Annotated in this window: 21 protein-coding genes; 1 reads left to right on the top strand and 20 read right to left on the bottom strand. The window is 67.6% G+C overall.

Translation table 11 applies throughout. The features are described 5' to 3' along the window. Positions 1 to 4: 4 nt before the first annotated feature. The 9 genes from ABH900_RS13650 to ABH900_RS13610 all read right to left on the bottom strand — a co-directional run bounded on the left by ABH900_RS13650 (position 5) and on the right by ABH900_RS13610 (position 14717). Entirely contained in the window at positions 5 to 1036 is a 1032-nt protein-coding gene (locus tag ABH900_RS13650) for an alginate O-acetyltransferase AlgX-related protein (RefSeq protein ID WP_429623492.1), read from the bottom strand. 21 nt (positions 1037 to 1057) lie between these two features. After that, positions 1058 to 3883 (bottom strand): NfrA family protein, encoded by a 2826-nt coding sequence (locus tag ABH900_RS13645; RefSeq protein WP_429623491.1) that lies wholly within the window; start codon positions 3881 to 3883, stop codon positions 1058 to 1060. Continuing rightward, positions 3880 to 6027, bottom strand: coding sequence for a glycosyl transferase family protein (locus ABH900_RS13640; protein ID WP_429623490.1), 2148 nt, complete (start codon positions 6025 to 6027; stop codon positions 3880 to 3882). Before ABH900_RS13640 ends, ABH900_RS13645 begins: the two co-directional genes overlap by 4 nt. 6 nt (positions 6028 to 6033) lie before the next feature. Then, positions 6034 to 8235 (bottom strand): hypothetical protein, encoded by a 2202-nt coding sequence (locus ABH900_RS13635; RefSeq protein ID WP_429623488.1) that lies wholly within the window; start codon positions 8233 to 8235, stop codon positions 6034 to 6036. After that, positions 8232 to 9416 (bottom strand): non-hydrolyzing UDP-N-acetylglucosamine 2-epimerase, encoded by a 1185-nt coding sequence (wecB, locus tag ABH900_RS13630; RefSeq protein ID WP_429623487.1) that lies wholly within the window; start codon positions 9414 to 9416, stop codon positions 8232 to 8234. The genes ABH900_RS13635 and wecB overlap by 4 nt, the downstream gene beginning before the upstream one ends. A gap of 265 nt (positions 9417 to 9681) precedes the next feature. Continuing rightward, positions 9682 to 10716 (bottom strand): fimbrial protein, encoded by a 1035-nt coding sequence (locus ABH900_RS13625; protein ID WP_429623485.1) that lies wholly within the window; start codon positions 10714 to 10716, stop codon positions 9682 to 9684. Beyond that, positions 10707 to 13271 carry a fimbria/pilus outer membrane usher protein gene (locus tag ABH900_RS13620; protein ID WP_429623693.1) on the bottom strand — a complete coding sequence of 855 codons (2565 nt, stop codon included), beginning with the start codon at positions 13269 to 13271 and terminating at the stop codon, positions 10707 to 10709. Before ABH900_RS13620 ends, ABH900_RS13625 begins: the two co-directional genes overlap by 10 nt. A gap of 92 nt (positions 13272 to 13363) precedes the next feature. Then, entirely contained in the window at positions 13364 to 14092 is a 729-nt protein-coding gene (locus tag ABH900_RS13615) for a fimbrial biogenesis chaperone (RefSeq protein ID WP_429623484.1), read from the bottom strand. Between the two features lie 85 nt (positions 14093 to 14177). Continuing rightward, a complete protein-coding gene (locus ABH900_RS13610; RefSeq protein ID WP_429623482.1) occupies positions 14178 to 14717 on the bottom strand; it encodes a fimbrial protein in 540 nt (179 codons plus the stop codon). 459 nt (positions 14718 to 15176) lie between these two features. Between ABH900_RS13610 and ABH900_RS13605 the strand changes: the two genes are divergently transcribed. Further along, a complete protein-coding gene (locus ABH900_RS13605) occupies positions 15177 to 15542 on the top strand; it encodes a hypothetical protein (protein WP_429623481.1) in 366 nt (121 codons plus the stop codon). A 25-nt stretch (positions 15543 to 15567) separates the two neighbouring features. Here ABH900_RS13605 and pncB read toward each other — a convergent pair whose 3' ends face one another. The 11 genes from pncB to xpsH all read right to left on the bottom strand — a co-directional run bounded on the left by pncB (position 15568) and on the right by xpsH (position 26261). After that, a complete protein-coding gene (gene pncB / locus ABH900_RS13600) occupies positions 15568 to 16749 on the bottom strand; it encodes a nicotinate phosphoribosyltransferase (protein WP_429623479.1) in 1182 nt (393 codons plus the stop codon). A gap of 151 nt (positions 16750 to 16900) precedes the next feature. After that, entirely contained in the window at positions 16901 to 17740 is an 840-nt protein-coding gene (locus tag ABH900_RS13595; RefSeq protein WP_429623478.1) for a glycosyltransferase family 2 protein, read from the bottom strand. Then, on the bottom strand, positions 17737 to 18588 hold the full coding sequence (locus ABH900_RS13590) for a glycosyltransferase family 2 protein (RefSeq protein WP_429623477.1): 852 nt from the start codon (positions 18586 to 18588) through the stop codon (positions 17737 to 17739). Before ABH900_RS13590 ends, ABH900_RS13595 begins: the two co-directional genes overlap by 4 nt. A 445-nt stretch (positions 18589 to 19033) precedes the next feature. Next, positions 19034 to 21238 carry a type II secretion system secretin GspD gene (gene gspD / locus ABH900_RS13585; protein ID WP_429623476.1) on the bottom strand — a complete coding sequence of 735 codons (2205 nt, stop codon included), beginning with the start codon at positions 21236 to 21238 and terminating at the stop codon, positions 19034 to 19036. Between the two features lie 9 nt (positions 21239 to 21247). Then, entirely contained in the window at positions 21248 to 22039 is a 792-nt protein-coding gene (locus ABH900_RS13580; RefSeq protein WP_429623474.1) for a hypothetical protein, read from the bottom strand. Then, complete coding sequence (gene gspM, locus ABH900_RS13575; RefSeq protein ID WP_429623472.1) at positions 22029 to 22745, bottom strand: type II secretion system protein GspM; 717 nt, start codon at positions 22743 to 22745, stop codon at positions 22029 to 22031. The genes ABH900_RS13580 and gspM overlap by 11 nt, the downstream gene beginning before the upstream one ends. Next, complete coding sequence (locus tag ABH900_RS13570; protein ID WP_429623470.1) at positions 22720 to 23865, bottom strand: PilN domain-containing protein; 1146 nt, start codon at positions 23863 to 23865, stop codon at positions 22720 to 22722. Before ABH900_RS13570 ends, gspM begins: the two co-directional genes overlap by 26 nt. After that, positions 23862 to 24725, bottom strand: coding sequence for a general secretion pathway protein GspK (locus tag ABH900_RS13565; protein ID WP_429623468.1), 864 nt, complete (start codon positions 24723 to 24725; stop codon positions 23862 to 23864). Before ABH900_RS13565 ends, ABH900_RS13570 begins: the two co-directional genes overlap by 4 nt. Further along, positions 24722 to 25354, bottom strand: a complete 633-nt coding sequence (locus tag ABH900_RS13560) for a type II secretion system protein J (protein WP_429623466.1) — start codon at positions 25352 to 25354, stop codon at positions 24722 to 24724. The genes ABH900_RS13565 and ABH900_RS13560 overlap by 4 nt, the downstream gene beginning before the upstream one ends. Continuing rightward, positions 25351 to 25770, bottom strand: coding sequence for a type II secretion system protein XpsI (xpsI, locus tag ABH900_RS13555; protein ID WP_429623465.1), 420 nt, complete (start codon positions 25768 to 25770; stop codon positions 25351 to 25353). Before xpsI ends, ABH900_RS13560 begins: the two co-directional genes overlap by 4 nt. After that, entirely contained in the window at positions 25767 to 26261 is a 495-nt protein-coding gene (gene xpsH / locus ABH900_RS13550) for a type II secretion system protein XpsH (protein WP_429623464.1), read from the bottom strand. Before xpsH ends, xpsI begins: the two co-directional genes overlap by 4 nt.

Genomic DNA, 26261 nt, shown 5'->3' with positions numbered 1-26261 from the left:
TGGTCTACTGCCCCACGGCCTTGTGCAATCGCGCCTTCCATTGCTCGGCGGTCATGATCGAGGCGTTGTCCCACTGCCCGCGCGCATCCGGGCCCTGCGGATAGGAGGGTTCGAACATCTGCCAGACCAGCACCTGCGGTTTGTTTTGCTTGAACTCGGGCGATTCCAGATACTCCAGCAGCACCACCCAGTGGCCGACATTGCCCGGCTTCCAGTTCACCGATACCGGGCGGTCGATCAGGTTGGACAGCTTCTGCGGGAAACCAAAGTACGGCTGGACCATGCTGTGCCCGGTAACGTGCACCGGCGCCGGGGCATCGTCCAGCAACGACTGCTGATCGGCCTGGCGGCGCACGGTGAAGGTGTCGCGACCGATCGCCTTGCGCTGCTCGTCAGTGAGGAACAGTTCGGCCAGATCGCCGAAGCGGCGTTCCTTGATCTCACTGCCCAACGGCATGCCGCTGCCGGCCTGGCCCGCCAGGGTCGGTACCTGTTCCTTCACCCTGGTCGCCACGGCACTGGCCACCGCATCGGCAGCCGGCTGGGTCCAGTGCTGGTCACTGCGGTAGAACACGTCCTGGCCACTCTGCTGCAGCTGGCGCAGCACCTTCATGGCATCGACGGCGGGAACCTGCGCCTTGCCGAGGCCATCCAGTTCCAGCGCGTAACGGCCGCGCACGGCGTCGCCCAAGCGCTTGCCGTCGGGCAGTTTGTCTTCATAGAACAGGGCCTTGTCCGGCAGTACCAGCACCTGCAGCTGCACGCCCACCGCCGCAAGCGCCTGGCGGGCTTCGGCGATCAGCGCGGTGTTGCGGGCGATGGCCGGCGCGTCGACGGTGGTGAGGCTGCCCCAGGCCGGGAACAGCCATCCGTCCTTGCCGGTCAGTACGATCGACGAGTCCTGCGCGGCGGAGGCGGCCCCTCCCGGTGCCGGTGCCTGTGCCTGCGTTGCCACCGGCAGCGCCGCCAGCAGTGCGCCGAACATCACCACCCGCAGCGGGTGCGATGGAAGCTCGAACGTGGAGATGCGTCTCATCGTCGAATCCTCGATGCAGGGTCAGTAATACAGGATGGCGGTGGCGAACAGGCCCTGGGCGCGTTGCCGGTCGCCGCCGCCGAGTGCGAACCGGTACTGCACGGTCAGGTCCAGGTACGAACGTGCGGCGTTGTAGTGGTCTTCGCGGAACCAGTAACGCACGCCCACGCCCGGGCCGGTTCCCAGCGACCAGCTGCGCGCGGTATCGGACAACAGGAACGACTGCGAGCCGATCAGCGGATAGTCGATTCCACTGACGCGCGAGCGCTGGTCCAGCCAGTCCGCACCGACCACCACATAGGGCGTAACCACCCAGCGGGTCTGTTCGGCGCCGAAGCGATAGCTGCGGCCGGCACGCAGTTCGGCCGCAGCGAAGGCCTGCTGGCGGCGCAGCCGTCCACTGGATTCAACCAGGCGCTGGCCGGGATTGCCGTTGGCATCCAGCGCATCGACGGTGAAGCGCGCGCGATTGTCGTCCCAGGTATAGCCGGCCTGCATGTAGCCGCTGTAGTACCACCACTGGTTGACGTCGGTGCGTACGCCGGTGCCGTGGTAGAAGCCATAGGTGGCATAGGTCATCCAGCCCCCGGCATTGCTGTCCAGCCGGTAGCGAGCCAGTGTATTGACCTGAAGTGGGCGTTCCGACTCCAGCTGGATCCGGCAGCGCACCGCAGCCGAATCGGCATAGATGCCGCCGCGACGCGTGGCACTGCCGAGGAACTGCCGACGTTCCAGCCCCACGCTCAGGCCGGTCTGGCCAAACGCATAGCGCACCCCGAAGGAACCGATGGTGGACGGCCAGCCGGCGACCGATCGCGAGCGGCTCAGGCGATCGGCGAGGGCGCGTGAGTCCGGTGTCTGCGCACCGGTACATGGGTCGACGGAGAAGATCGATTCGTAGGTTCCGCCTTCGTCGTACAGCGTATCGGCTAGGCGTGCATAGAGTTCCAGCGTGCCGTGCTGGTTGTGGGTCGCCTGCGGCCGCCAGAACGCCTCCAGCGTGCCGAACACCGATGCCCCCGGCGTGCTGATCGCGGCGCCGCCGAGGTTGGTGGCCGACTGGTTGGCACCGCGGTAGCCGGCCGCAAGGGTCACGCCCCATTCGCGCTCGTAACTGGCGATGGCGCTGCGCGTGTTGTAACGCTGGGCGGTATCCAGGGGGAGCGTTCCGGCATCGGCCTTGTCGATGGCACCACGCAGCAGGCGCGCAGCCTGCCGGTTGTCACCGCTGGCCGCCGCCGCATAGGCCTGGTCCATCACCACTGTCGGCGGTGCCTTGCCGGTGGCTTCGGCGCTGCGGAAATCATCCAATGCGCGCAGCGGATCACCCGCGCGCTGCTGCAGGTAGCCGCGTTGCATCAGCAGCCCCGCATCCTGCGGGTGTTCGGCCAGCGCCCTATCCAGGCGCTGCCGCGCCTCCGCCTGCTGGCTGCGGTTGCCCGAGGCCAACGTGGTGGTGAGCAGGCCCTGCAGGCCGGCATTGTCGGGGGACTCCTGCACGGCCTGGCGCGCATCGGCAATGGCCTGCGCATAGTCCTGCCGACCATAGGCGGCATAGGCCCGCTGCGCGGCACCGCCCTCCCCCTGCAGGTCGGTCGGCACCAGTTCGCACTGGGTTCCATAGGGGGTATCCCGGCATTGCTGGATGGGCGCCGGGTAGGACAGCCGGGTCAACGCCTGGCCCGCGCGCGCGGCGCGGATCGCCTTGCTGCGCTGGGCGATCGCCTGACGGATCGTGCTGCGCGCCGCCTCATCCTCATCGGTCAACGTATCGGTCTGCAGGGGTGCCAGCAGCGCTGTGGCGCGTTCCCGGTCGCCGGCGGCAATGGCCGCATCGACGGCGAGCAGGCGCACATTGCGCTGCTGCTGGGCATCGAGCCAATCCTGCTTCAGCGCCGCATCGAAATCGGCATTGGCATCGGCGCTGTTGCCCTGACGCTGGCGCAGATAGGCCCGCATGACCCGCGCGACCGTATCGTCGGCATCGTTGCCCAGCGCCTGGTCGGCGGTGCGTTCGGCTTCGGGCAGCTGCCCGTCAAGCTCCAGTGCGGTCATCAGCAGCAGGCGATGGGAGGCCACATCCGGCGCGCGTTCGACTGCCTCGCGGGCGAAGCCCACGGCCGCGGTGAAATCCTGCGCGATCAACGCCTGGTAGCCGTCCTGGGCCGGCTTCACCGCACGCTGGCGGCCCAGTGCCACGCGCTTGGCGCGCAGGTCCGCCACATTCGGTGCCCCCAGCTGCAGCGCCGTGGCTGCGGCCGCGTCGGCTTGTTCCAGCTGCTGCTGGGCCTCCAGCGAGGCCACCCACAACATCGCCCAGGCCCCCTGTTGCGGTTGCTGGCGGAACGCCTGTTCGGCCTTGCTGGCCGCCACGCTCATCTGGTCGTTGTTGTAAGCGGTGTAGGCCTCGGTGGCCAAGGCGAACGCCGCCTGGTAGGCACGCTCGGCGGCGGTCTGGCGGGCCGCGGCCGGCGCTCGCGCGCCACCTGCGGCGGCAGCGCCGCTGGCGGCCGGCGCGCTCGCCAGCACCGGCAATGCCGGATCCCTCAATCCCGCATCCAGTGCGCGGCGTGCCTGCTGCTGCGCTTCGTCGCTGCGGCCAAGCTTCTGCAGCGCGTAGATCTGCAGCAGGCGCAGCCGCACCACGTCCGGGCGCAGCCGGATCGCTTCGCTGGACTGCTGGTAGGCCGCCCGGTAATCACCGCGCTCGTAAGCGGCGAACGCCTGCCCGGCGATGCGGTAGGCCGCACCGGACAGTGGCAGCGGTGCGTCGGCCTGCGCCTGCACCGGCGCGACAACCGAGGCCAGGGCGAGCGCAATGACGGTGGACAGCAGCGTGGTCTTCATGCCGGCAAGGCTCCGGGAGGCGGCGACTGCAACGCGGCCGCACGCCGGCGCTGCTCCTGCATGGCCTGCGCCACGGCATCTTCGGTGGTGATGCCCTGCTTCACCAGATAGTCGCCGATGCGGCCGTCGCGTTGCGGCTTGTATTCGTCCAGCGCGATCTCGAAACGCGCATGGTCGATCAGGCGCATCTCCACCAGCAGATCCCCCAGCAGGGGAACGCTGTCCACGCGCCAGTCCTCGTCGCCGCCGATCAGGCGCAGGCCGGCATTGATCTCGCTTTCGCGGGCGATGTTCTGTTCGAGATGGCTGCTGTGTGTTTCCTGCTTCAACAGCGCCACGGCATCCTCGGACAGCGGGCTGGCCACGGCCAGGCGCAGTGTGCCCTGCTGGCGCGGTGGCAGCGGCAGCATGCGCCATTGCACGCAGGTACTGGCACTGACCGGGAATGATCCGCTGCGCAGGTAGTCGATATCGATCATCGCGCGCGGCAGGTCGCCCTGGAAGGCGATGGCTTCGGCAAGGGTCTCATCATCCAGCCAGCCCTGGGTCAACAGGATGCGGCCCAATGGCTGATGGCGCCCATCGGTCTGCTGCTGCAGCGCCTGCTGCAGGCGATCAGGCTCGACCGCCTGCCAGGTGGTCAGCAGCTCGCCAAGCTGCTTGCGCGTCTGCACCAGCTGCGCCGCATCGGGGAAGTCGTGCATGGTCTTGTCCCAGACCATGCGCTTGCCGAACAGCAGGTAAGCCAGGAACATCTTCCACGCGCGCGCAGTGGCCATGAAGTTGATCATGTTGCCGACCACCATGCGGGGGATCGACATCAGTGCATGTTCCCAGCCATACAGCCGGTTGACGAAGTAGAAGCGCTGCACGACGCGGGTGACCAGCGCTGCGGTGGTCAGCAGTGCCACGTTCATCTGCCAGGTACCGGCCTGGAACACGCTGGGGAACTGCATCGTCCACACTCCGGTCATCTTCAGCACCCAGAACAACAGCAGCTGCAGGAAAATGAGGTAGGCGATGATGCTGACGAATGACGTGATGATGCCCTTGCGATCGCGCGCCAGCAGGTACTTGGTGGCCAGCGAGCCGCGCCAACCCAGCGATTCCCAGCTCTGCAGGCCGATACCCAGCACCCAGCGCGCCTTCTGCCGGTACGAGGCGCGGAAGTTGTCCGGGAAGTACTCGCGCACGCACAGTGCCATCTGCTGGGTACGTTCGCGTACCGGTCCCCAGCCGAACCAGGAAGGTCGACGCACGCGGAACTGCACCGGGAAGCGGGCGAAGATCGACTGCATGCCCATCGCCGCCAGCCGCGCACCGACGTCGTAATCTTCGGTGAGGCTGTCGGTGTTGAACGGCTGGTTGTCGGTCTGCGCGCTCAGCGCCAGCAGCGCGCGCCGAGAAAAGCAGGTGCCGACACCGGCCGAGGGCACCATCCCGGACACGCTTTCGCGCACCACCAGGTCCTTGGCGTGCCATTCGGCGAACTCGTCCATGTAGACACCGGCCACCAGCTCGTACCACTCACGGTCCAGCGAGGTGACCGGCAGCTGGATCATGTCCTTGCGCGGCAGCAGGTAGTTGTAGAACCGCAGCTCCATCGGGTGCAGGACATCCTCGCTGTCATGCAGGACCACCCCGGCGAATTCGATGTCGTGGCGCTTCTCGTAGTCGAAGATCGCCAGGATCAGCCAGTTCAGGCAGTCGGCCTTGCTGGTCGGGCCACCATGTGGCACCTCCACCCGGCGCAGGCGCTTGTAGCGGCGGCGCATGCGTTCGACTTCATCGATGGTCTGCTGGTCATTGGGATAGGTGCCGACGAACACCACGTACTCGCGGTAATCGAGCACGTTGATCATGTTCTCCACCATCTGCGCGATGACGTCGTACTCCATCCACGCCGGCACCATGATCGCCAGCGGCTGTTCCGGGCGCTGCAGCAGGTCTTCCTGGGTCAGCGGCCTGTACGCGTCGCGGCGCTTGACGGTCAGCGTCCGCCAGGTTTCACGCACCCAGTACCAGACATCGATGAACAGGTCATCGAGGCTGGAGATCAGGATCAGCACAGCCACCGCCGCCGCCGTGGTTTCCAGGGCAGCGTAGTAGTTGGCCAGCTGGATGTTCCAGAACAGACCGTCCACGGTGGATCAGTGTCCTGTGTTGGCGGACTTGCGACGACGCACCTGGGTGACGCGGGCTGCCAGCAGCGCGAACACGATCACGCCGACCAGCAGCAGCAACCACACCATGTGCCGTTCCCACTTCGATTGCGGATTGCCGTCCTGGGCCACGCGCGTGCCATACGGATCCTGGCGGTCGAATTCGCGGACGACGTCGCTGCCATCCAGCACCGCCAGATCGCCCCGCAGCAGCCGGAATGGTGCGCCGAACGCCGGCGCCTGCGCACCGAGATCGCTGTACAGCACACCAAGCTGGCCGCCAGACGTGGCCACCTGCACTACTGCGGCACGATCAAGGCCACTGACATCCAGCAGCGGTTGCGGCGTGCCGCCGATCTGCAGGCGACCCTCCTTCAACCCGGCCAGGTCGACGCCGGACGGTGCCACGTCGAAAGCCAGCCACGGCGTGCCGGGGCTGACCGCGGCACCGGCGTCGACCACCTTCAGTTCCGAGGCTTCCGGCGATGCGCCGACCGCGCTGGCCACCGCGATCACCTTGCCCAGCGACGCCGGTGCGTCCTGCAGCCAGGGACCGGGCACGAACAGCTGGTTGCCGCGTGACAGCTGGCTGCTGGCACCGACGAAGTCGCTGCCCAGCGAACGCTTGGCCAGGGTCAGGTGGCTGCTGGGCAGGATCGACACCGGGTAGCCGGTGGCCGGGTCATGGCAGTACGGGCGGGCCGGCTGGCGCAGGAAGGCGACGCGGATCTCGTTGCGTGCCGACAGGGCGTAAGCCGGTACCTTGGCCACCAGCCGTTGCGGCTGGCCATTGGCCGACAGCACCTTGCCACCCAGCAGGTAGTCATTGAAGTAGATCGTGGCCACTGCGCCCTGCCCGGCGGCGTTCGGCGCTGCCGACACGTCGATCACCACTTCCTCCGGCAGGCGGCCATCGGCCGACAGTGCGCCCAGGTCGAAGGTGGCACTGCGGTCGGCACGGGTGACCACGTCCATCGTGCCGGCGATGTTGCCGAGCCGGCTCAGCAGCACCTGGTCGCCGTCAAGCTTCGGTGTCCCGGCGGCGCTGACCTGCAGGCTGCGTCCCAGCGCGTAGCTGCGCCACTGTTCGGCGAACAACCCGGCCACCTTGCCGGCGGCGGCCGGGTCGACCACCAGCGTCGGCCTGCCAGCGACCGCCACCACGCTGACCGAGGCATTGGCAGCAGGCTTTTCCAGCGCCGCCATGTCCGTGCCGCGCCAACTGGCGAAGGCCGTGCCTGCATCGGCACCGGCGGCACCCACCTGCGCCGCCAGCGCATCCAGCGCCGCGCGCACGCCGGCACGAAGTGCCTCGCTGCCGATCATCACATCGGCGGCCAGCGGCCCACTGTCACGCAGCGACAGCAGCGCACCGACTTCGGCCAGATCCTTGATCGCATGCGCGCGCCCGCCGGCCGCAAGCGCGGCATAGGCCGGCACGCCCTGCAGGCTGGCCGGGATGCTGATGCCGGTCAGGTCGACACTGTCGCCAACCTTGGGCAGCGCCATCACCTGTACCTGCTTGCCGCCCGCCTGCAGCGCAGTACCGATGCGCCAGGCCGCATCATAGGCCGGTGCCTGCAACGCCCTGCCGTCCACCAGCAGGCGCACCTGCGGCGGCAATGCGCCCCACGCCTTGGCCACGGTATCGACCGCACGCCCGTCGAAGCGGTAACTGAAACGCGAATCCGGCGACAGCCGCAACACGTTGGCCGGCGCGCTCTGGTCGGCACACTGGTAATCGGAAACGACCGACCACCAGCCGACGCCGACCCGCACGAAGCCGTTCTGGCGGGGTTCGCCGTCGATGGCCAGCAACTGGCTGGCATCGCCCTGTGCATCGGTGATGGACCGTGCGGCGACCGGATCACCATCGACCGACCACAACCCGGAGGTGCGTCCGGCATGGCCCCGCACATAACGCCCATCCAGCTGCAGTTGTGCATCGCGGGTGGCGACACCGGCCGGCACCGGCAGGTAGACCTCGCGCTGGCTCTCCTGCCCGCTCAGTACCAGCGGCTGGCGGAAGCCCAGCTCGCGCAGGGTCATCTGCCGGTTCACCGTGCTGTCGCCGCTCCACTCGGCGAACTGGCCAGCGACCGTGTCGGCGGCGTGGGCGCTGGCGACCACGCTCGACAGCACGAACGCGGCAGCGGAAACATACAAGGGAGAGCGGCCGGTCTGGGTCATGGCGTCACTTCGCGCAGAGGGGAGTGGACGACGCCGCTGTTGCGGACGCCGGGCGAAAACTCGGGCAGCGGTGCGCCACGCAATGCGGCGACGATGCGCGCGCTGGCACGGCCGTCGCCGTAAGGACTGGCATCGGGGTCGAAGCGGGTCGGCTGGGGTGGCTGGGCCAGGGCCTGATTGACTGCATCGACGATGCGCGAGGGCTGTGTGCCGACCAGTTTCACCACACCGGCCTCGACCGCCTCCGGACGCTCGGTGACATCGCGCATCACCAGCACCGGCTTGGCCAACGCAGGGGCTTCCTCCTGCACGCCACCGGAGTCGGTGAGAATGACGTCGGCGCGCTGCATCAGGCGCACGAAGCGCAGGTAGTCCTGCGGTGGCACCAGATGCACATTGTCGAGGTTGCCGAGGTGGGCGTTGACCGGGCCCTGTACGTTCGGATTGAGGTGCACCGGGTACAGCACCTGCAGGTCCGGCCGCTGGGCCAGCTCGGCCAGCGCAAGGCAGATGTCCTCGAAGCCCTGGCCGAAACTCTCGCGCCGGTGGCCGGTGACCAGCAGCAGGCGGCGGCCCGGGTCGAGCATGTGGAACGGTTCGTCGGCCTGCGCGCGCAGTGCCGGGTCGGCATCCAGGCGCTGCACGGTCTGCTGCAGGGCGTCGATGACGGTGTTGCCGGTGACCAGGATCTGCCCGCCCAGGTGCTCGCGGGCGAGGTTGGCGCGCGAACCCGGCGTCGGCGCATACAACTGGTGGCCGACCACATCGATCACCCGCCGGTTCATTTCCTCCGGCCACGGCCGGCTGATGTCGCCGGTGCGCAGGCCGGCTTCGACGTGGCCGATCGGGATGCGGTGGTGGAACGCGGCCAGGGCGGCGGTCATCGCCGTGGTGGTATCGCCATGGACCAGTACGTGGTCCGGGCGGACCTGCGTGTAGAGCGCGTCAAGCCGCTCGAACAGCTTGGCGCACAAGCCATTGAGGGTCTGGTTGGGCACCATGACATCGAGGTCATGGTCGGCGTTGATCGCAAACAGCGACATCACCTGGTCCAGCATCGCCCGGTGCTGGCCGGTGATGCAGACCACCGACTCGATGTCCGGGGCGTCCGCCAGTGCCCGCACCAGGGGGCCCATCTTGATCGCTTCCGGCCGCGTGCCGAACACGGACAGGACCTTCATCGGCCCGCTCCCGCGGGCGGGCTCGGGGGACTGCACGTCGCTGTAGCCACGTCTGGATCCTTTCGGCTTCCCGTCCAAGGCCCGGGGGGCAGGAGACGGTCACCTCATGAGGGAACTCCAAATTCGCGACGTACATCACATTCAGGTGACGGTACGTGCGTCGTGGCATTGATCTTCATCGTTGGAAGATCAAGACGCAGTCAACGCCGCCCGGGGAACGGGCGACGTTGGGGGAAGTGCAAGCGATGGGCGGCCTGCGGCCGCCTTACTCGTACTGGATGGTGAACGTGGCCTGTCCGTTTGCGACACCGGCGCCTACGGTACCGGCCACCGTCTGCACGTAGCGGGCGCGCAGCGGCAGGCTCATCACGCTGGTGCCGGGCGCGGTGGTGCCGATGTTGATGGTCTGGCCAAAACGCACTTCGCGCTCGGTGGTGCCATCGCGCTGGACCATCTGGATGCCGATGCGGGTAGCACTGTTGGTGGCGGCACTGAGCTTGAGCACGCCAGGCATGTTCGAGCTGTCCTGGTCGGCGTCCAGGCGGATGCCGACCTTGCTCTGGTAGGCCGCGACATTACTGCCCTGGCAGTTCAGGCGGATCTCGAAATCGCGGTCGACCGCACGCGAACCGACACCGGTGAAGGTGGTGTTGGGCACGCTGCCGAAGTCGACGGCGATGTTGCGGCTGCCGGCCTGCACGTCACAGGTCGGGCTGACCACGGTGGTACCCGAGCCTCTGAAGGTCGAGGTCAGCACCGGGCGGCTGGGACCGTCACCATCGAAGTAGTAGGTGGTGAAGCGGCCGTTGGGGGCGATCGTGCCCGAGCCGGTCTGCGCGGCGGTCTTGATCAGCTGGATACGGAACTGGCCACCGACCAACGAGATGGTGTTGTTGCTGCCGAAGTTGATGGAATGCGGGTAGTAGACCTGGATCGCGCCGGAGTCGCGGAACAGGCGGATGCCCACACCGGCCACGTCGGTCTCGTAGACGTTGGAGAAACCAGCCACCGGCCGCTTCTGCGCGGCATTGACATACTCACCTGTCGAGCGGCCACCGGACCAGTCGCAGCGCGCCACGCTGTTCTGCTGGTTGATCGGTACGCTGATCTCCTTGATCACGCCGCCGACGGCGGTGCTCGGCAGGATCACGATCTGGCCCATGTCCATGGTGACGTCCTGGGCGACGAAACCATTGATCTGGATGCGGCAGGATGCACTGGCCTGCTGCGCCAGCAGCGCGCCACCAAGCATGGCCAGCGCGGCCAGCGCCTTGCGGCCACGGGAAGAAATCATCGGCATGCTGCCTCCAGCGGGATGAAGCCGGTCTTGGACGCATCGGCGCCCGCCGGAACCTGGTAATCGATGGTGCAGCGCTGGTCGGCACCGGCGCCCCACTCCACCAGCAGGCGGCCCTGGGTCTGCTCGCTGCGCACATACAGGCGGCCACCCTGGCTGACCATGCCCACCGGCTGGCCCCGCTCGTCCTTGACCTGTGCGCCGAACGGCATCGTGCGCCCATCGGTATTGCGCACCTGGATCAGCAGCGCGTTGCCCTTGCGGGTATCGAAGCGCAGGTAGCTGATGGCACCGGCGAACGGCGCGATCGACTGGCTGGTGCTCTCCAGCTCGACATCGTGGGCCATGCCCTGCGGGTCGAGGGTGACGGTGTTGAGGCGGTACGGCGACACGTACGGCACCACCGCATAGCCACGGCCATCGACGCGCAGGCCCGGGGCGTTGCTGACGATCGCATCGCGCGCGCCCGGTGCCTCGACCAGCACCATGGTGTCGCCACGCTGCGGGGTGAAGGTGAAGCCGCCCGGATGCACCACCACGCTGCCGTTGGCACCCACCGATGCCTGGCGGAAATCACGCGAGTGGCTGTAGGTGGCATTCAACGCGGAGTAGCGGCTGCGGTACTCGACATTGCCGACCGCCGTGGTGCCACCCTCGCGCGAATCGGACAGGGCCGCACCATAGCTGAAGTTGTTGTCGACACCGGCCGAACCGGTGATGCCGACGCGGCTGCTGTCGTAGCCACCGCGATCGCGCGCACCGAGGTCGGCGCTGAACGATACCGGGTGGGTTCCCCGGCCGAGCGGCACGCTCATCGAGAGCAGGTATTGGGTATCGGAGCGGCCGAGCAGGCCCTCTTCGGTGCGCAGCGCCGAGAAGCCGTAGTTCACCGAGCGCCAGGCGTTGTTGTAGCCCACCTGGTACTGCTTGGAGGTGCCGGGGCGATCGTAGAAGTCACGCACCGAACCGGTCACGTACAGGGCACCGCCGCGACGGCCGAGCGGCTGGTTCAGGGTCACCTGGAACTGGCTGCGCTGACGGCCACGGGTGGTCGGATCGATGCCGCGCTTGTCCGAGTCACGGCCATACAACGCGTCCTGCAGGCTGTAGTAGCCCTCGGTCGAATAGCGGTAGGCGGCCAGGGTCAGGTTGGTCCCGGTCTCGCCGATCATGTTGCTGTAGCTCAGCCGCACACTGGCGCCGGTGTGGCTGCCGTAGTGGTCGAACGAGGTACGTGCATGGGTGACGTCGGCGGCGAACGCGCCGACCGGCGTGGACAGGCCGACACCGTACAGCAGCGAGAGGTAGCCATCGCTCAATGCGCTGCCGCCGTACAGGGTCAGCTGGTTGCCGATGCCGCGCTGGTAGGTGCCCTGCACCAGCCAAGGCTCATCGGCCAGCAGCTTGTTGCGCACCTGGCCGGCGGTCAGCGCGTAGCGCGACACGCCTTCGCGCAGCATCTGCGGCACCGAACCGAACGGCACCTTGAACTCACGGCGGCGGCCGTCGGCCTCGATCACGCTCACTTCCAGATCGCCGCCGTAGCCGGTCGGGTACAGATCGTCGATGACGAAGCTGCCCGGCGACACGGTGGAGGAGTAGATCAGCTGCTGGTTCTGCCGCACTTCAACGCGTGCATTGGTCTCGGCAATGCCGCGCACGATCGGCGCGTAACCGCGCAGCGAATCGGGCAGCATGCGGTCGTCGCTGGCCAGGCTGGCACCGCGATAGCCGATCGAATCGAACAGCTCGCCGGTGGTATAGGCCTCACCGATGGTGAGCATGCCGCGCACCTGCGGGATGCCGCGCTGGGCATAGGTGGCAATGCTCTGCCAGTGGCGGCCATCACCCTCGGACCAGGTCAGGTTGGAGTCGTGACGGAACTGCCAGCCGCCCAGGTTCAGGCCGGCGTTGAGGCCGAGGTAGGCACTGCGATTGCGCTGGCCACCTTCGACGCGGCTGTCGCTGTCGATCGCGTTGAAGCTGTAGCCGACGAAGCCGGCATTGATGCCGCGATCCCACAGTGCCGGATTGACGTAGCCGCGCGCGGCACGGCGCAGGAACACCTGCGGGATGCTGAGGTCGTAGCGCAGATTGCCGCTGTCGTAGACACCATAGGCGTTGGCCATGCGTTGCTGCACCGGCACGCAACTGGCCTTGTCCGTCGGCAGCGTCGGATCCTGCTGCAGCAGCACGGCTTCGCTGTCCACGCCCATTTCTTCCAGCATCGGCAGCGGCAGGCAGGCATCGACGTGGCCCTGCGCATCGGCCTTGAACTGCAGATCGCGACGGCCCTGCCAGCCACCGTTGACATAGACGTCGACGCGGTAGTTGCCGGCCACCATCGGGTTGCCGTTGCTGAAGGCCGCCAGGTCGACCTGCTTGGCCTGGCCGGACAGGAAGCTGGAGTTGAACTGGGCCGACTCCGGTGCGCGCGCATTGGCCGCACCACTCTGCGCCATCAGCGCCTGTTCGCCGAGATTGGCCGGTGCAGCCAGCGCCCATCCTGGGCAGGCCGCGCCAACAACCAGCAGGCAAAGTGCCTGATGGATCGACAATGTCAATCTGTTTCCGATCACACTGACATTCCTTCAATTCGCCGCACGGCGGCGGTGGCGGGATGCGCAGGCCGATGGCCAGCGCGGCGCGTTCAGCCCCCGGTGCTGCCGAGGCGGATCGTGTGTTCCACCCGGCCGCCGTAGTCGTTGATGGTGATGAAGCGCACCTGGCTGGTGCCCGCAGGTGCGGCGAATTCCAGGCTCTGCTTCGGAGAGACCATCGCGCCCTTGTCCTCGACGGCCTTTTCGCTGCTGCCGGTCACGGCATGCACTTCGGCCAGCGTGACGTGGAAGGGGCTCGGGTTTTCCACCCGCAGGCGATCGCCGGCGAGGGTCCAGCGCAGTGCTGCCGGTGCGTCATTGGCGACGCCCTTCAGGCCCTGCGGCCGGTAAAACAGCTTCAGTCGCGAGCGGAACGCGACCTGCAGGTAATTCTGTTCGCCACTGTCGGCGTTGTCGGGCGACGGCGGCACATCCAGCACGTTGAGCCAGAACACCGACTCGCGGTCGGTCGGCAGCTGCGCACCGGAGAAGATCAGGCGCAGCGCCTGGCTGCGGCCCGGTTCGACGCGCGCGATCGGCGGCGTCAGCACGAACGGGGCATCACTGGTATCGGCGGTCTGGTTGGCATCGCCGCTGTCGATCCAGGCCTGCACCAGCGCGGGCGAGTCGCCCACGTTGTCGACCTGCACGGTGACTTCGCGCGCCTGCGCCGGATAGATCACTCGCGTGCCGTTGACCACCACGCCGGCCAGAGCGTTCTGGCAGAAGGGCAGCGTGAACGCTGCCAGCAGCAGCGCCCGGGGAAAGATTGCTTTCATCGGAAGTACTACGCTCGAGGGGTGTGGCCAGGGGCCGCGGAGCATCGGCCGGCGCGTACGCCGGCCAATGCGGGTACGACAACGATCAGTTGTAGATGATCGTGTACTTGACGCTGCTGGTGACGTCGCCCGGAGTGGCGGCGGCAGTGGCGTAGTACTCAGCGTAGTAGTTCAGATCGGCCGAGCCGTCGGTGCCGACGGTGACCCACTGCGAGTTGGTCTGGGCCACGCCAGCGCCGGCAGCCTTGATCGGCAGGAACTGGTTGTTCGAACCCAGCAGCTGCAGCTGCACGTTGTTGGCAGCGTTGGCCGAGGACTGGTTGACCAGACGGCCGCTGTTGAAGTCAACGGTGGAACCCGGCTCGAAGTAGGTGGCGACGTTGCCGGCGCTGCACTTGGTCAGGTTGATGGCGAACGGGGTGCGACCGGCAACGGAACCAGCGGTGGCCAGGGTGTTCTTGGACACGGTCGGCAGGGTGACAGCGAAGTCCTTGCCGCCCGGGGTCGAGATGGTGCAGGTCTTGTCGGTCACCTTGCCATTGAAGGTGATGGTGCCGTCGGCGGCGTTGGCGGCCAGCGGAGCGGCGGCCAGCATCAGAGCGGCGATGAGAGTGATCTTGTGCATTCGCTTTTACCTAACCCTACTGAAGAGATGAGAAGTAGAGGAGGAAGCAAGGAGCACTGCCGGGCTAACAAGACCCATCCTTGCGTCTCACCTGTGGCCGGACTCGGACATACCTTCCCCTGAATCCGTGACGCAAGTATATGCACAACTGTGATGAAAGTCTCATTATTTTTCTGAACGACAATTTATTGACGCCTTAAATGTGACGTGTTAGGCGAAATCGAAGCTTGGGGGGCGCGAGGGATTTGGCGGCGGCGCGATCTAGCCAGATGCGACCGCTGATGACGTGTTGAGTGGCGCGTTCGGCATGCGCGAAAACAGGCCTTTTCCAGGTGGAAATCGGCTTATTTGATGCGCATCACTCTTTCTTGGTGATGGCCCTAGCAGATTCGGAATCGTCCTATTAAAGACTGATCGAACCTGTCGCTAACTAGGACACACCGAACCAGAGAACGTGTCATGAGGAACTCCCTTCTGCTGTGCGTGGCCCTGATGTCCGTCAGTGCGCTGGCTCAGGCCAGCAGCGGCAGCATCCGCTTCAGCGGCCGCATCGCCGAGCCGGGCTGCACGACGAACCTGTCCCAGGGCGAGCTGAGCCTGGCGGCCTGCCCGCCCTCGGCCAAGGGCTCGACGGTGGCCGTGACGGCACTGGCCGATGGTCAGGCCGCGACGCTGCGCGATGGCAAGCGCCAGGGTCAGAAGCTGTCGGTGTCGGCCGGCGCCTTGCGCGCCGGCGATATCGCCTTCTCCGAGCGCTACCGCGTGGAAGCGTCGAAGCAGCAGCCGCTGCAGGGCGCCTACCTGGTCGTGGTCGACTACCTGTAAGCCGACTACCTGTAAGCCAACGTCCCTACTCCGGCTGCGGCAGCTCGAAGACCTGCCGCAGGTAGGACAGGTAGCCGGGGTCGTCGCACATGCTCTTGCCCGGCGAATCGCTGAGCTTGGCCACGGGCTGGCCGTTGCAGCGGACCATCTTGATGACGATGTTGAGCGGCGTTGGGCCCAGATCGTTGGTCAGATGGGTGCCTACCCCGAACGCGACCTGGCAGCGACCACGGAAGTAGTCGTACAGGCGCATCACCTTGGCGATGTCGAGCCCATCGCTGAACACGAGCACCTTGCTGCGCGGATCGACCCGGCGCTGCTGGAAGTGCGCCAGCATGCGGTCGCCCCAGTCGAACGGATCGCCCGAATCGTGGCGCACGCCGTCAAACAGCTTGCAGAAGTACATGTCGAAGTCGCGCAGGAACGCATCCAGGCCGACCACGTCGGACAGCGCGATGCCGAGGTCGCCCCGGTACTCGCGTGCCCACGACTCCAATGCCGCCACCTGCGAATCACGCAGGCGCGGTCCCAGCGCCTGGAAGGCCTGCAGGTACTCATGCGCCATGGTGCCGTGCGGGGTCATGCCGTAAAGGCGGGCGAAGTGCACGTTGCTGGTGCCCACCAGCTGCGGGCCCAGTGCATCGCGCAACAGCGGCAGCAGGCGCGCGTGCCAGTCGCGCGAATAGCGGCGGCGGCTGCCGTAGTCGGCGATGCGGCACTGTTCGAAACCGGGGGTATCGCGCAGCAGCGCGGCCTTGGCCTGCAGGCGGCGCTCGCCTTCAGCGAAGTCGGCGGTGGTGGTGTTGCGGAACCAGACCTCGTTGATGATCGCCAGCAGCGGCACTTCGAACAGGATGGTGTGCAGCCATGGGCCGGTGATGTCCAGCTCGATCTCGCCGGGCACGGTCTTCGACGCACGCAGCTGGATGTACTTGCGGTCCAGGTGGAACAGGCCGAGGAAATCGGCGAAGTCCGGCTTCACGAAGCGCAGGCCACGCATGTAGTCCAGTTCGGCGTCGCTGAAGCGCAGGCTGCACAGATGATCGATTTCTTCATCGATCTGGTCGATGTAGCGGGCCAGGCCGATGCCGGGGGTGCGGCACTTGAACCGGTACTGCACCTGGGCGCCGGGATGCTGGTGGAGCACCGCCTGCATCATGGTGAACTTGTACAGGTCGGTGTCGAGCAGAGACTGGATGATAGGCATGGGGCGGATTATGCGCCCGCCGAAGTGAATCGGGGGCGGCGCCAGTAGCTCCACGCCATGCGTGGAGCTGGGCCGAGCGTAGGCTCGGCTCCACAGGAGGCCTGTCAGTAGATCCACGCCATGCGTGGATGCTTTCCGCACTGGACCGGTTCTACAACGACCTGCGCAGCAGCCTCGGCACCAGCATCAGCGCATGTGCCCAGATCGCCCCCCAGACCGCCGCCCGCACCGGCAACGACCGCTGCTGCGCCTCGAACTTCTGGAAGTACCGCCACAGGCCCTTGTGCTTGTGCCATTCAACGAAGAACGGACGCGAGCGGCTGGAGACGCCCCGCACATGGGTGACCTGCAGATCGTTGGCGATGGCCACTACCGCCCCGGCCTCGCGCGCACGCCGGCACAGATCCAGGTCCTCGGCGTGCAGCCGATAGCCGGCGTCCCAGCCACCGATGCGGTCGAACAAGGCACGCGGCATCATCAGCAATGCACCGGACAGTGCCGGCACCTGCTGCAGCGCCCGGTGCGGGTCGCGTGGTACCGCCAGTTTGGAGCCCTTGCCCGGCGAACGCAGCATCAGCAGGAAGTCCGGGTCGCGGCGCCGCACCGCCTCGTCGGCATGGCCATGCTCATCCACCTGCTCCACACCCAGCAGGCAATCGCCGAGGGCTTCGGCACGGTTGCGCAGCTCGGCCAGCGTATCCGGTTCGACCATCAGATCCGGATTGATGAAGGCCAGCCAGGGGCTGTGCGAAGCGGCCACACCCTGGTTGTTGGCGGCAGCGAAGCCGGGATTGTCCGGATTGCCGACGAAGCGCACGCGCGGATCGTGGCTGGCATGGCGCTGCACGACCTCCAGGGTGCCATCGAGCGAACCGTTGTCGATCACCCGGATTTCGGCGACGTCCTGCGCCTGACGCAGGCGCGAAAGACAGGCATCGATGGTGCTGCCGCTCTGGAACGTGACGACGATGGCGGCAATGGCAGCATTCAAGCGGTGGACTCCGGCGCGGACGGGACGAACAGGTCGCCCTGCTCTCGCGGCATTATCGCCTGCTGCATGCGTTGCTGCAGGTCTGCACGCAACCCATGCAGCGGGTCATGCATCAGGAAGTCAGCCAGGCGCGGCACCCAGGCCGGCCAGCGCGCGGCCAGTGCTTCCAGGTCACCGTCGCGGCTGATCGCCTCGCCCGCCCGACCAACGAAGGCGGTCTCGCACAGCACATTGCGCCAGCCCAGGCCAGCCATGCGCAGGCTGAGATCGACCAGCGCCGCGTTCCAGCCGGCGTAGCTGTCCACGTCCAGGCCACCGGCACGGCGGCGCGCGTTGCCGCGCACCAGCACCGCGTGGGTCACCGCCGAAGGCAGTTCCGGATGCAACGTCGGCAGCGCAGCGCAGGTGTGTGCCAGCAATGCTGGATCCTGCGGCTCGGGATTGATCTCGCCCAACCGCGGCCACGCGGCGGTTTCACCGGCATTGCACCACGGCGTTGCGGTGGCGATGGCCGCATCGCGGGCGAAGGCAGCCTGCAGCTGTTGCAGCCACCCCGGCGCCGGTACGCTGTCCGGCGCCAGCACGGCCACGTCCAGGCCGTCGCAGGCTCGCAGCATTTCATCGAGGTGGGCCACCTCACCGAGCGGACGCACGCGGCGGGTGTATTCGGCCTGCAACGACGTATGTGCCAACCAGTGCTCCACCACGGCCTGCGCGCGCGGCCCTGTCTGCGCGTCATCGGCCAACCAGACCGCGGTACCTGGCGCGGTGCCGGCATCCAGCGCGGCCAGGCAGCGGTCGAGCGCAGCATCGTCCACGCACAGCGGCAACAACACGATCGCCCCCATTCCGCCTCCGTGGTTGTCGGTGGCCACAGCGTAGCACCGGGAGGGTATCGGCCGGGTTGCATCCGGCACCTGCAGAAGCCGGAGCAACCGCAACAGCCGACGCGAGTTTCCTGAGGGATGGCCGAATGGGTCCGGTTGCGGAGGACGCCGTGAACCCTTCCATGGGGGCTTGGCCGCGGCATCCATGCCGCGGACACCCCCGCAACCGGACCCACCCCGCCTTCGACAGAGTTACACGATCTGTCGGAACAACTCTCGGGGTCAGATCCGTTTTCCAGAGGAAAGCGGATCTGACCCCAGATTCATTTCGATGTCTGACAGAAATTCATCCACGCATGGCGTGGATCTACTGCCCACACCGCCCCGCCATCCCCAGCAAACCCGCTGTTGCTGTTGCTGTTGCTCCAGCCTCTGCGGGTGCCGGGCGCCGCCCGGCCGTAACCCCTTACTTCTTCGGTGCGCGCGGCTGGTTCAGCGGCTCCATCGCTCGGAAGCGCTTGCTGTACTCGTCGGTCAGGTTGCGCGCTTCCTGGCTGTTGCGCACGATCGTCGGAGTCAACAGCACAATCACTTCCGAACGGCGGCTGGTACGGGTCTTCTGCCCGAACAGCGCACCGACCACCGGGATCTTGCTCAGGCCCGGAATGCCGCTGCTGCCATCGGTGGCCGAATCGGTGATCAGACCGGCCAGCATGATGGTGTCGCCGCTCTGCACCGCCGCTTCGGTGGACAGCTTCTTGGTCGAAATGCGCGGGTTGCAGTTGCGCTCGGTCGGGTTGCAGGCCTCCGGTACATCCGAGGCGCTGCTCACCTCCTGCACGATGTCCAGGAACACGGTGCCATCACGGGTCACGCGCGGGCGCACCTTCAGGATCACACCGGTATCGATGTACTGCACCGAACTGTAGGTGCTGGTGCCCACGCCGGTGTTCACCGTGGTGGTGTTGATCGGCACCTTGTCGCCAACGTTGAGTGTGGCCTCGGCATTGTTGCGCACGAACACCGACGGGGTCTGCAGCAGGCGCAGGTCGGTCACCTTGTCCAGCGCGCTGACCACCGCGGCCGCGTTGTGGCCGGTGAAGGCCCAGCCGACGCCATCGGTGCCGGTCACGCCGCCCGCGAACGTGCTCCACGAACCGGCTGCAGCGGGCGGCAGGGTCAGCGCGCCCAGAGCCCCCCCCAGTGCGCGCCCGGCCACCGCGTTGTCGAAGAACCAGTTCACGCCGTACTTCAGGTCGCCGGTCAGTGCGACTTCGGCCACCTGTGCCTCGATGTGCACCTGCAACGGCATCACATCCAGCTTCTCGATCACTTCGCGGATCGAACGCCAGGCCTGTGGGGTCGAACGCACCAGCAGGGTGTTGGTTTCCTCCACGGCCGACACGCCGACGCGGTCACCCTCCACTTCCAGGCTGACACTGACATTGCCCGACTGGCGCTGCGGCAGGTTCATGCTGCCACCGCTGCTGCCACTGCCACTGCTGGTCCCGCCCAGGGTCGAACCGGGGCTGCTGTTGTTGTCCATGCCGCGGTCGCCATCACCGCCCAGCTGCGACGGGATCGCGCCCGGCGCCAGCGAGGCCGGGCTGGAACCGCCGCGGTTGCCGCTGCTGGCGAACGCTTCGCTGAGACGTTCGGCCAGGTCACGCGCCTTGATGTAGCGCAGCTCGTGGGAGAACAGGCGGGCACTGCCGCCAGCGGTATCGATGCGGTCCAGCCACTGCTGGATCTGGTCCAGGTAGCGCACCTGCGGGGTGATCACCAGCACCGCGTTGGCATTTTCCAGCGGCAGGAAGCGGAACATGCCGGCGCTGGGTGTCTTGCTCTCTTCGCCGAACACCTTCTCCAGGTCGGCGGCGACCTGCTCGGCCTTGCCCGACTGGATCGGGAACACACCCACCGACATGCCCGACAGCCAATCGACGTCGAAGATCTCGACGGTACGCAGGTAGTTTTCCAGTTCGGCGCGGGTACCGCCGAGGGTGATCACATTGCGGCCGCTGTCCACGTTGACGATGGCGTTGGGGCGGGCATACGGCTCCAGTACCTTCTTCATCTCGGTGGCGGAGATGAACTGCAGCGGGATCACCCGGACCTCGAAGCCGCGGGCGCTCGCGGCCGGCGCGGTGCTGGGTGCGACCGTGCCCGCCAGCGCCTGGTCGGCGGCGACGATGTTGTAGCGACCGCCGCTGTAGACCATGCGTGCATTGTTCCAGCCCAGCACCATCTCCAGCAGGTTCAGCGCCTGTGCCGGCGACACCGGCTTGGGCGTGGCCAGGGTGACCGTGCCCTGCACGCCGGGTGCGATCACATAGTTCTGGCCCAGCATGTCGCCGAGGATCGCCTTGACCACCGCATGCAGTGACTCACCTTCGAAATTGAAGGTTGCCTCGCCGGTACTGGCGCCATGCAGTGCCGGTGCCGGTGCACGCGCCGCTTCGCGGTTGATCATGGTGCCGGTGCCACGACGGATCACCGCCTGCGGCGCTCCTTGGCTCTCACGGGCGGCATCGGCGGCGACGTCACCCGCTTGGCCGGCATCGGCGTTGGGCGACAGGTTGCCGTTGCGCTGCACGTGCGGCGCGGACACCGTACTGCAGCCGACCAGCAGCGCGAGGGCAAAGGACCAGGGAAGAAAACGCAGGTTCATGCATTCACTCTATCGGTTGGTGCCATCGCCCGGGGGCGGCGACGGTTGTGGCTGCTGTTGTTGTTGCTGCAGCTGGCGGCGACGGGCCTGGATGCGTTCGCGGATGGCCTGCATCTGCGCTTCGCTGGGGCCGTTGCTGTTGGCAGGCGGTGTCTTGGCGGCGGCCGCTGGCGCAGCGGCGGCCTCGGCGGTGTGCTGGGCGGCCGGCGCCGGGTTCTGTGCAGGCACGGGGGGCGCGGGCGGCGGCGGTGGCACGACCCCTCCCACCGCCGAGGGCACGCCATTGGCGCCCCGCAGTATCGTCGGAGGCTCGCCCCCCTGCCCGTTGAACACGGCCAGTTCCAGCACCTGGTTGCCGCTGGGGCCGATCACCGTGGCCTGGCGCGGTTGCAGGGCGACCAGCTGCCAGCCATCCACAGCGTCACCGTTGAGGCGCAGGCGCAGCGAGCGGTTCTGTTCGGTGGTGAAGGTTGCCATGCCGAAATCGGACGTCAGCAGTACGCCGGTCAGGCGCAGCGCGGCACTGGCAGCCGGTTCGCTGCCGCCCAGGAGATACGGCTTCGGCCTGCGGTCTTCGGCGAACAATGGACGCTCGCCGATGGCGCTGTAGCTGTCGGCGCTGGCCATGCGCTCGGCGGCCAGTGGCGGCAGCGTGGGCAACGTCGGCGCGGCATCGGTATTGCCATCTGCGCCAGGCAACCGGCTGCCCAGACCAAAGCCGGTCGCCAGCCAGATGGCCGCCGACCAGCCCGCCAAGGCCAGCAGGAAGCCGGTGCGCAGGCTGATCTGCTCAAGTTTCATCGGCACCCTCCTGTCCTTCGCCCGGCGGCGGCGGTGCTGGAGCAGGTGCTGCCGCAGGAGGTGAGGACGGTGCTGGTTCGGCTACAGCCGGTGCTGTCGGTGCCGCGCCATCGGCGGCGGCGCCGGGTAACAGATAGCCGGCCAGCTCGAAGGACACATCCAGGCCCAGCCCCGATTCATTCGGCGATTGCTGGAAGCGCTGCGCGATCAGGTTGAGGTTGTCGACGAACAACCGTGGGCTGCCGGTTTCCAGACTGTGCAGCACGGTGGCCAGTTCGGCCACGCCACAGCGCAGGCGCACCTGCATGGCGACACGGACGAACTCGGCGTCGCGGCGGTTGTCGGTTAGCGGCGTGCGGTTGCTGATGGTGCAGCTGCGGTTGCCCGGGCTGGCCATCGCCACCGCATCCTGCAGCTTCGCGCCCAGCGCGGCCGCCGCCGCTTCGGCGGTGGCTTCGCGCAGGAAGCCTGGCCGCTGCTGCAAGGCTTCACGGGTGGCGCGCAGACGCTGCTCGATCTGCGGTTGCTGCTGCAGCTGCGCCTGCACGCGTGCCTCACGTTCGCGCAGCGCGGCGACATCGGTATCGATCTCACGCAGCGGCTGGGTGAACCAGGGGTGCACCAGCAGCAGATAGGCCACGCCCAGCACTGCCAGCAGCAGTGCCAGCGCCAGCCAGCGGTCACGGCGCGCGCTTGGCATCGGCATCGGCCGCCTCCGTGGTGGGCGCTGCGGCCGTCATCGGCTGCAGCTCGGCGGTCAGGGTGAAGCGGTCACGGCCGCTGGCAGCGCCATCGGCCTGCAGGACGCCGGTCAGGTTGACCTTGCGCCATTGCGGTGCGTCCTGCAGCAGCTGCACCAGCTGCGATGCCTCGCGGCTGAGCCCGATCAACTGCAGGCTGTTGTTTTCGATTGCCAGCTTTTCCAGGTAGGTGCCTTCCGGCAGGCGCCGGGTCAGTTCGGTCCAGATCTCCACCGTACCGGCACGCTGGCTGCGCTGCTTTTCCAGGAATGCCGCCCCATCGATCAGCGCCTGCAGCTGGGCGCGTTCGCTGGCCACGCCCCGTGCGCTGCGTGCGCTTCGCTCGACCTGCGCGCGCAGGTCGTCGGCGGCGGCACGGCGGTTGTCGAGCAACTGCAGGGCGGCCAGTACCAGCATCACCGCGGCGGCGATGCCCAGCAGCAGGTTCCAGCGCCGCATCGGATCCGGCCGCAGCTGGCGCTGCACCGGTGGCAGCAGGTTCACCCGCAGGACCGTGCCCTGTGCGTCGATGGCGTCGACACCGGCCAGCGCATCGGCCCATTGGCCCACCTGGCCCCGCCACGCCTCCAGCTGGCGCAACGGCCACGCCACCAGCTCGACCTGCAGCTGGCCTTCGCTGCCGGCGCCGAGTTCACGCACGTCATAGCTGACCTGCGAGGATTCGAACGGCGTCTGCCGATCGATCTCGAAGCCGACTACGGCGCGCAGGCGATCGGCAGCGGCGACGGGCAGACGCAGGGTGCGCCGCAGTACATCGGCCTCTGGCAGCAACCACACCCGTGGCAGGCTGCGCAGTCGAGGCTCCAGCACGCGATCCAGCTCCAGCGGCGACAGTGGCCATGGCAGGTGCGCCACCGCTTCGCGGCGCTCGCCGGCTTCACGCCAGAGCTGCAGCTGGTCACCCTGGCGCTGCAGCAGCAGGCGCGCCTGGCCCCAGCCGAGCGCCCATTGCCAGCGCACTGGCACCCAGGCCAGCAACGACTGCCGCCACCAGCGCAGGAAACGGCCGGCACCCGGGCCGATCCGGCCCTGCACCTGCCGCAGAGTGTCCTGCCACGCCGTCATCTTGCTGTCATTCCCTGCTCCCAGCGAAGCACTGTGTAAGTCCGCCCGGGAACCCCGCCCGAGCCACTGCGTACGACTGCCTGCAACACCGACCGGCGTCCACTGCCGTCGATGACACCGGACTCGATACTATAGGTGCCACTGCTGCTGGCAAGCGTTGTCGCACCACCAGCGGAATCTGCATCACGCTCCTGCTGCGCGCGCTGCGCCAGTACCGTGTCCGCATCCAGCCCCAGCGCGGTCAGCACCGGCGCGCTGGCGAACTGCGGATCCGGCCGTGCCTGGCGGCTGTAGAGCGTCAGGTGCGGCAGCATCGCCCGGTACAGCGCCTCGCGCATGCCCAGCACCCGCTGCAGCTCGCCCAGGGTCTCGAAGCGCTTGTTGCGCGGGCCATAGGGCAGGCCCGCCGCGGCGTAGTCCTGAGCTTCGGCACCACCGCCGGCCTGCAGCAGACTGTCTTCGTCGCGCCAGTCGATGATGGCACCGGCCAGCTGACGCGCCGCGCCGTCGTCTTCGCCGAGAGCCTTGAGAAAGGCTGTCAGCAGCGCGGCATCGGCCAGATTCAGGTTGATCTTGCCGTTCTCGTCCACCACCTTGATCTCGATGCTGGCATCGTCGAACTGCCACCGATAGGTGCGGCCATCGGCACGCCATGGCGCGCGCTGCGGGTCGGCCGACAGGCGCAACAGGGCATATTCCAGGCCGGCACGCGCGCGTTCCTGACCACGCGCATCGTCATCGAGCACCCGTTGCTGCAGGTGCTCGACCCGTGCGCTCAGCGCAAAGGCGCCGACCAGGGCCGTCATCAGCGCGATCAGCCACAGCACCAGCACAAGGGCAGCGCCCTGCTGACGATTCATCGCGCACCTCCGCCGCCACCGGCGCGCGGAGCTACCACCAACGGTGGCCAGGCCGCGCCCCTGGCCGGCACGATCTGGATCTCCACCAGCATCGGCAGGCGGCGGGTGTCGTCCCAGCGCGGCATCCAGTCGGTCACCTGTCCGGTGCTGGCGTCGATGCCGCGATAGCGCAGCTGCACCGACTTCAAGCCCTCCACCAGTACTTCCGGGGGGCGCGGCGGGTTCTCTGCGATCCGCTCGCCCTCCTGCAGCAGAACCAGGTCCAGCAGCAGGCGCTTGCGGTCATCGCGCCCGTCGACCTGCAAGGCGTGCAGATAAGGCCCCCCCCGCCCCAGGTAGCCCGGCAGATCGGCGGCGAACAGCATGCGCTGCTCTTCCCCTTGGAAGAACATCGGTTCGCGGGTGGGATCAGGAGTCTCCAACGGGGTCCGCAGCGCACCCGCCAACTGCCTGCGCAGCAACGCCTGCACTGCGCGCATGCGCTCGCTCTCGGCGGCGATCTGCTCGCCGCGCTGGCTGACCGCCATCGCCGAGCGCACGCTGGCAAAGGCCAGTGCCAGGCCACCGGCCAACAGTACGGTGGCCAGCATCACTTCAACCAGGGTGAAGCCTGCGGCGCGGCGTTTCATCGCCCGCTCTCCAGGTCCGGCGGCAGCAGACGCAGGCTGCGCCAACGCAGCTGCTCGCGTTCACTGTCGCCCCATCGCACCTGCAGCTGCAGTTCGGCCAACCACGGCGTGCCTGGCGACTGCGCCTGCGTGGCACTGCCTGCGCGCGGTTCGACCCACGGCTGCACCTGCAGTTCCCAGTGGTAGCGCCCCTCTTCCCAGTCACCCTGCTGGCGGCCCACCTGCAAGGGTGCGTCGACACCGGCCTCGGCCAGCAACGACTGCGCATGCAGCACCGCGCGCGTGCGCAGCGCCGCGTCGCGCACCTGCTTTGCGCCACCGGACAGGCTCCCCAGCAACAGCGTCAGCGCCAGCCCCAGCAGGGCGAAGGCGATGATCACTTCCAGCAGGGTGAATCCACGCGCACGCCGCTTCATTGCGCCCGCCATGGGCCGGAGCGGACCTCGCCGGTGAGCCAGCCGACGTCGATCCGCCATTCGGCACCGTCGCGCTGCAGCCGGATGCGGCCACCACTGGAGCCGCCGTCGGGATGGAATTCGATCACGCCCTGCCCCGGTGCGGTGGCCAGCTGTGCGGCACCTTCGAACTGCACCTGCAACTGTGCCGGTACCTCCCCGTGGCGCTGGTTGGCACCTTCCCAGCGCCGCCGTGCCGGCTCGATCACGAAGCGCTGCGGTTCGCCGCGGGCGATCGCCTGGGCACGCACCACGCGCAGCTGGTTGGCAATGTCCTTGCCGGCACTGCGCAGCTGCATGCCGGCGAAGCCGCGCGACAGCCCAGCGGCAGTGATCAGGCCGATCGCGGCGATCAGCGCGATGACCAACAGCATTTCCAGCAGCGACAGGCCCGCCGCGCGCCTGCCGTGCAGGCGCGGGCGTGGCGCCCGGCGCGGCAGGAAATGCGTCAT

It is taken from the genome of Stenotrophomonas sp. AN71, from assembly GCF_050435725.1.
GTDB lineage: Bacteria > Pseudomonadota > Gammaproteobacteria > Xanthomonadales > Xanthomonadaceae > Stenotrophomonas.
Note: the sequence above shows the minus strand (reverse complement) of the source record. Positions and strands in the feature narration are given on the sequence as shown.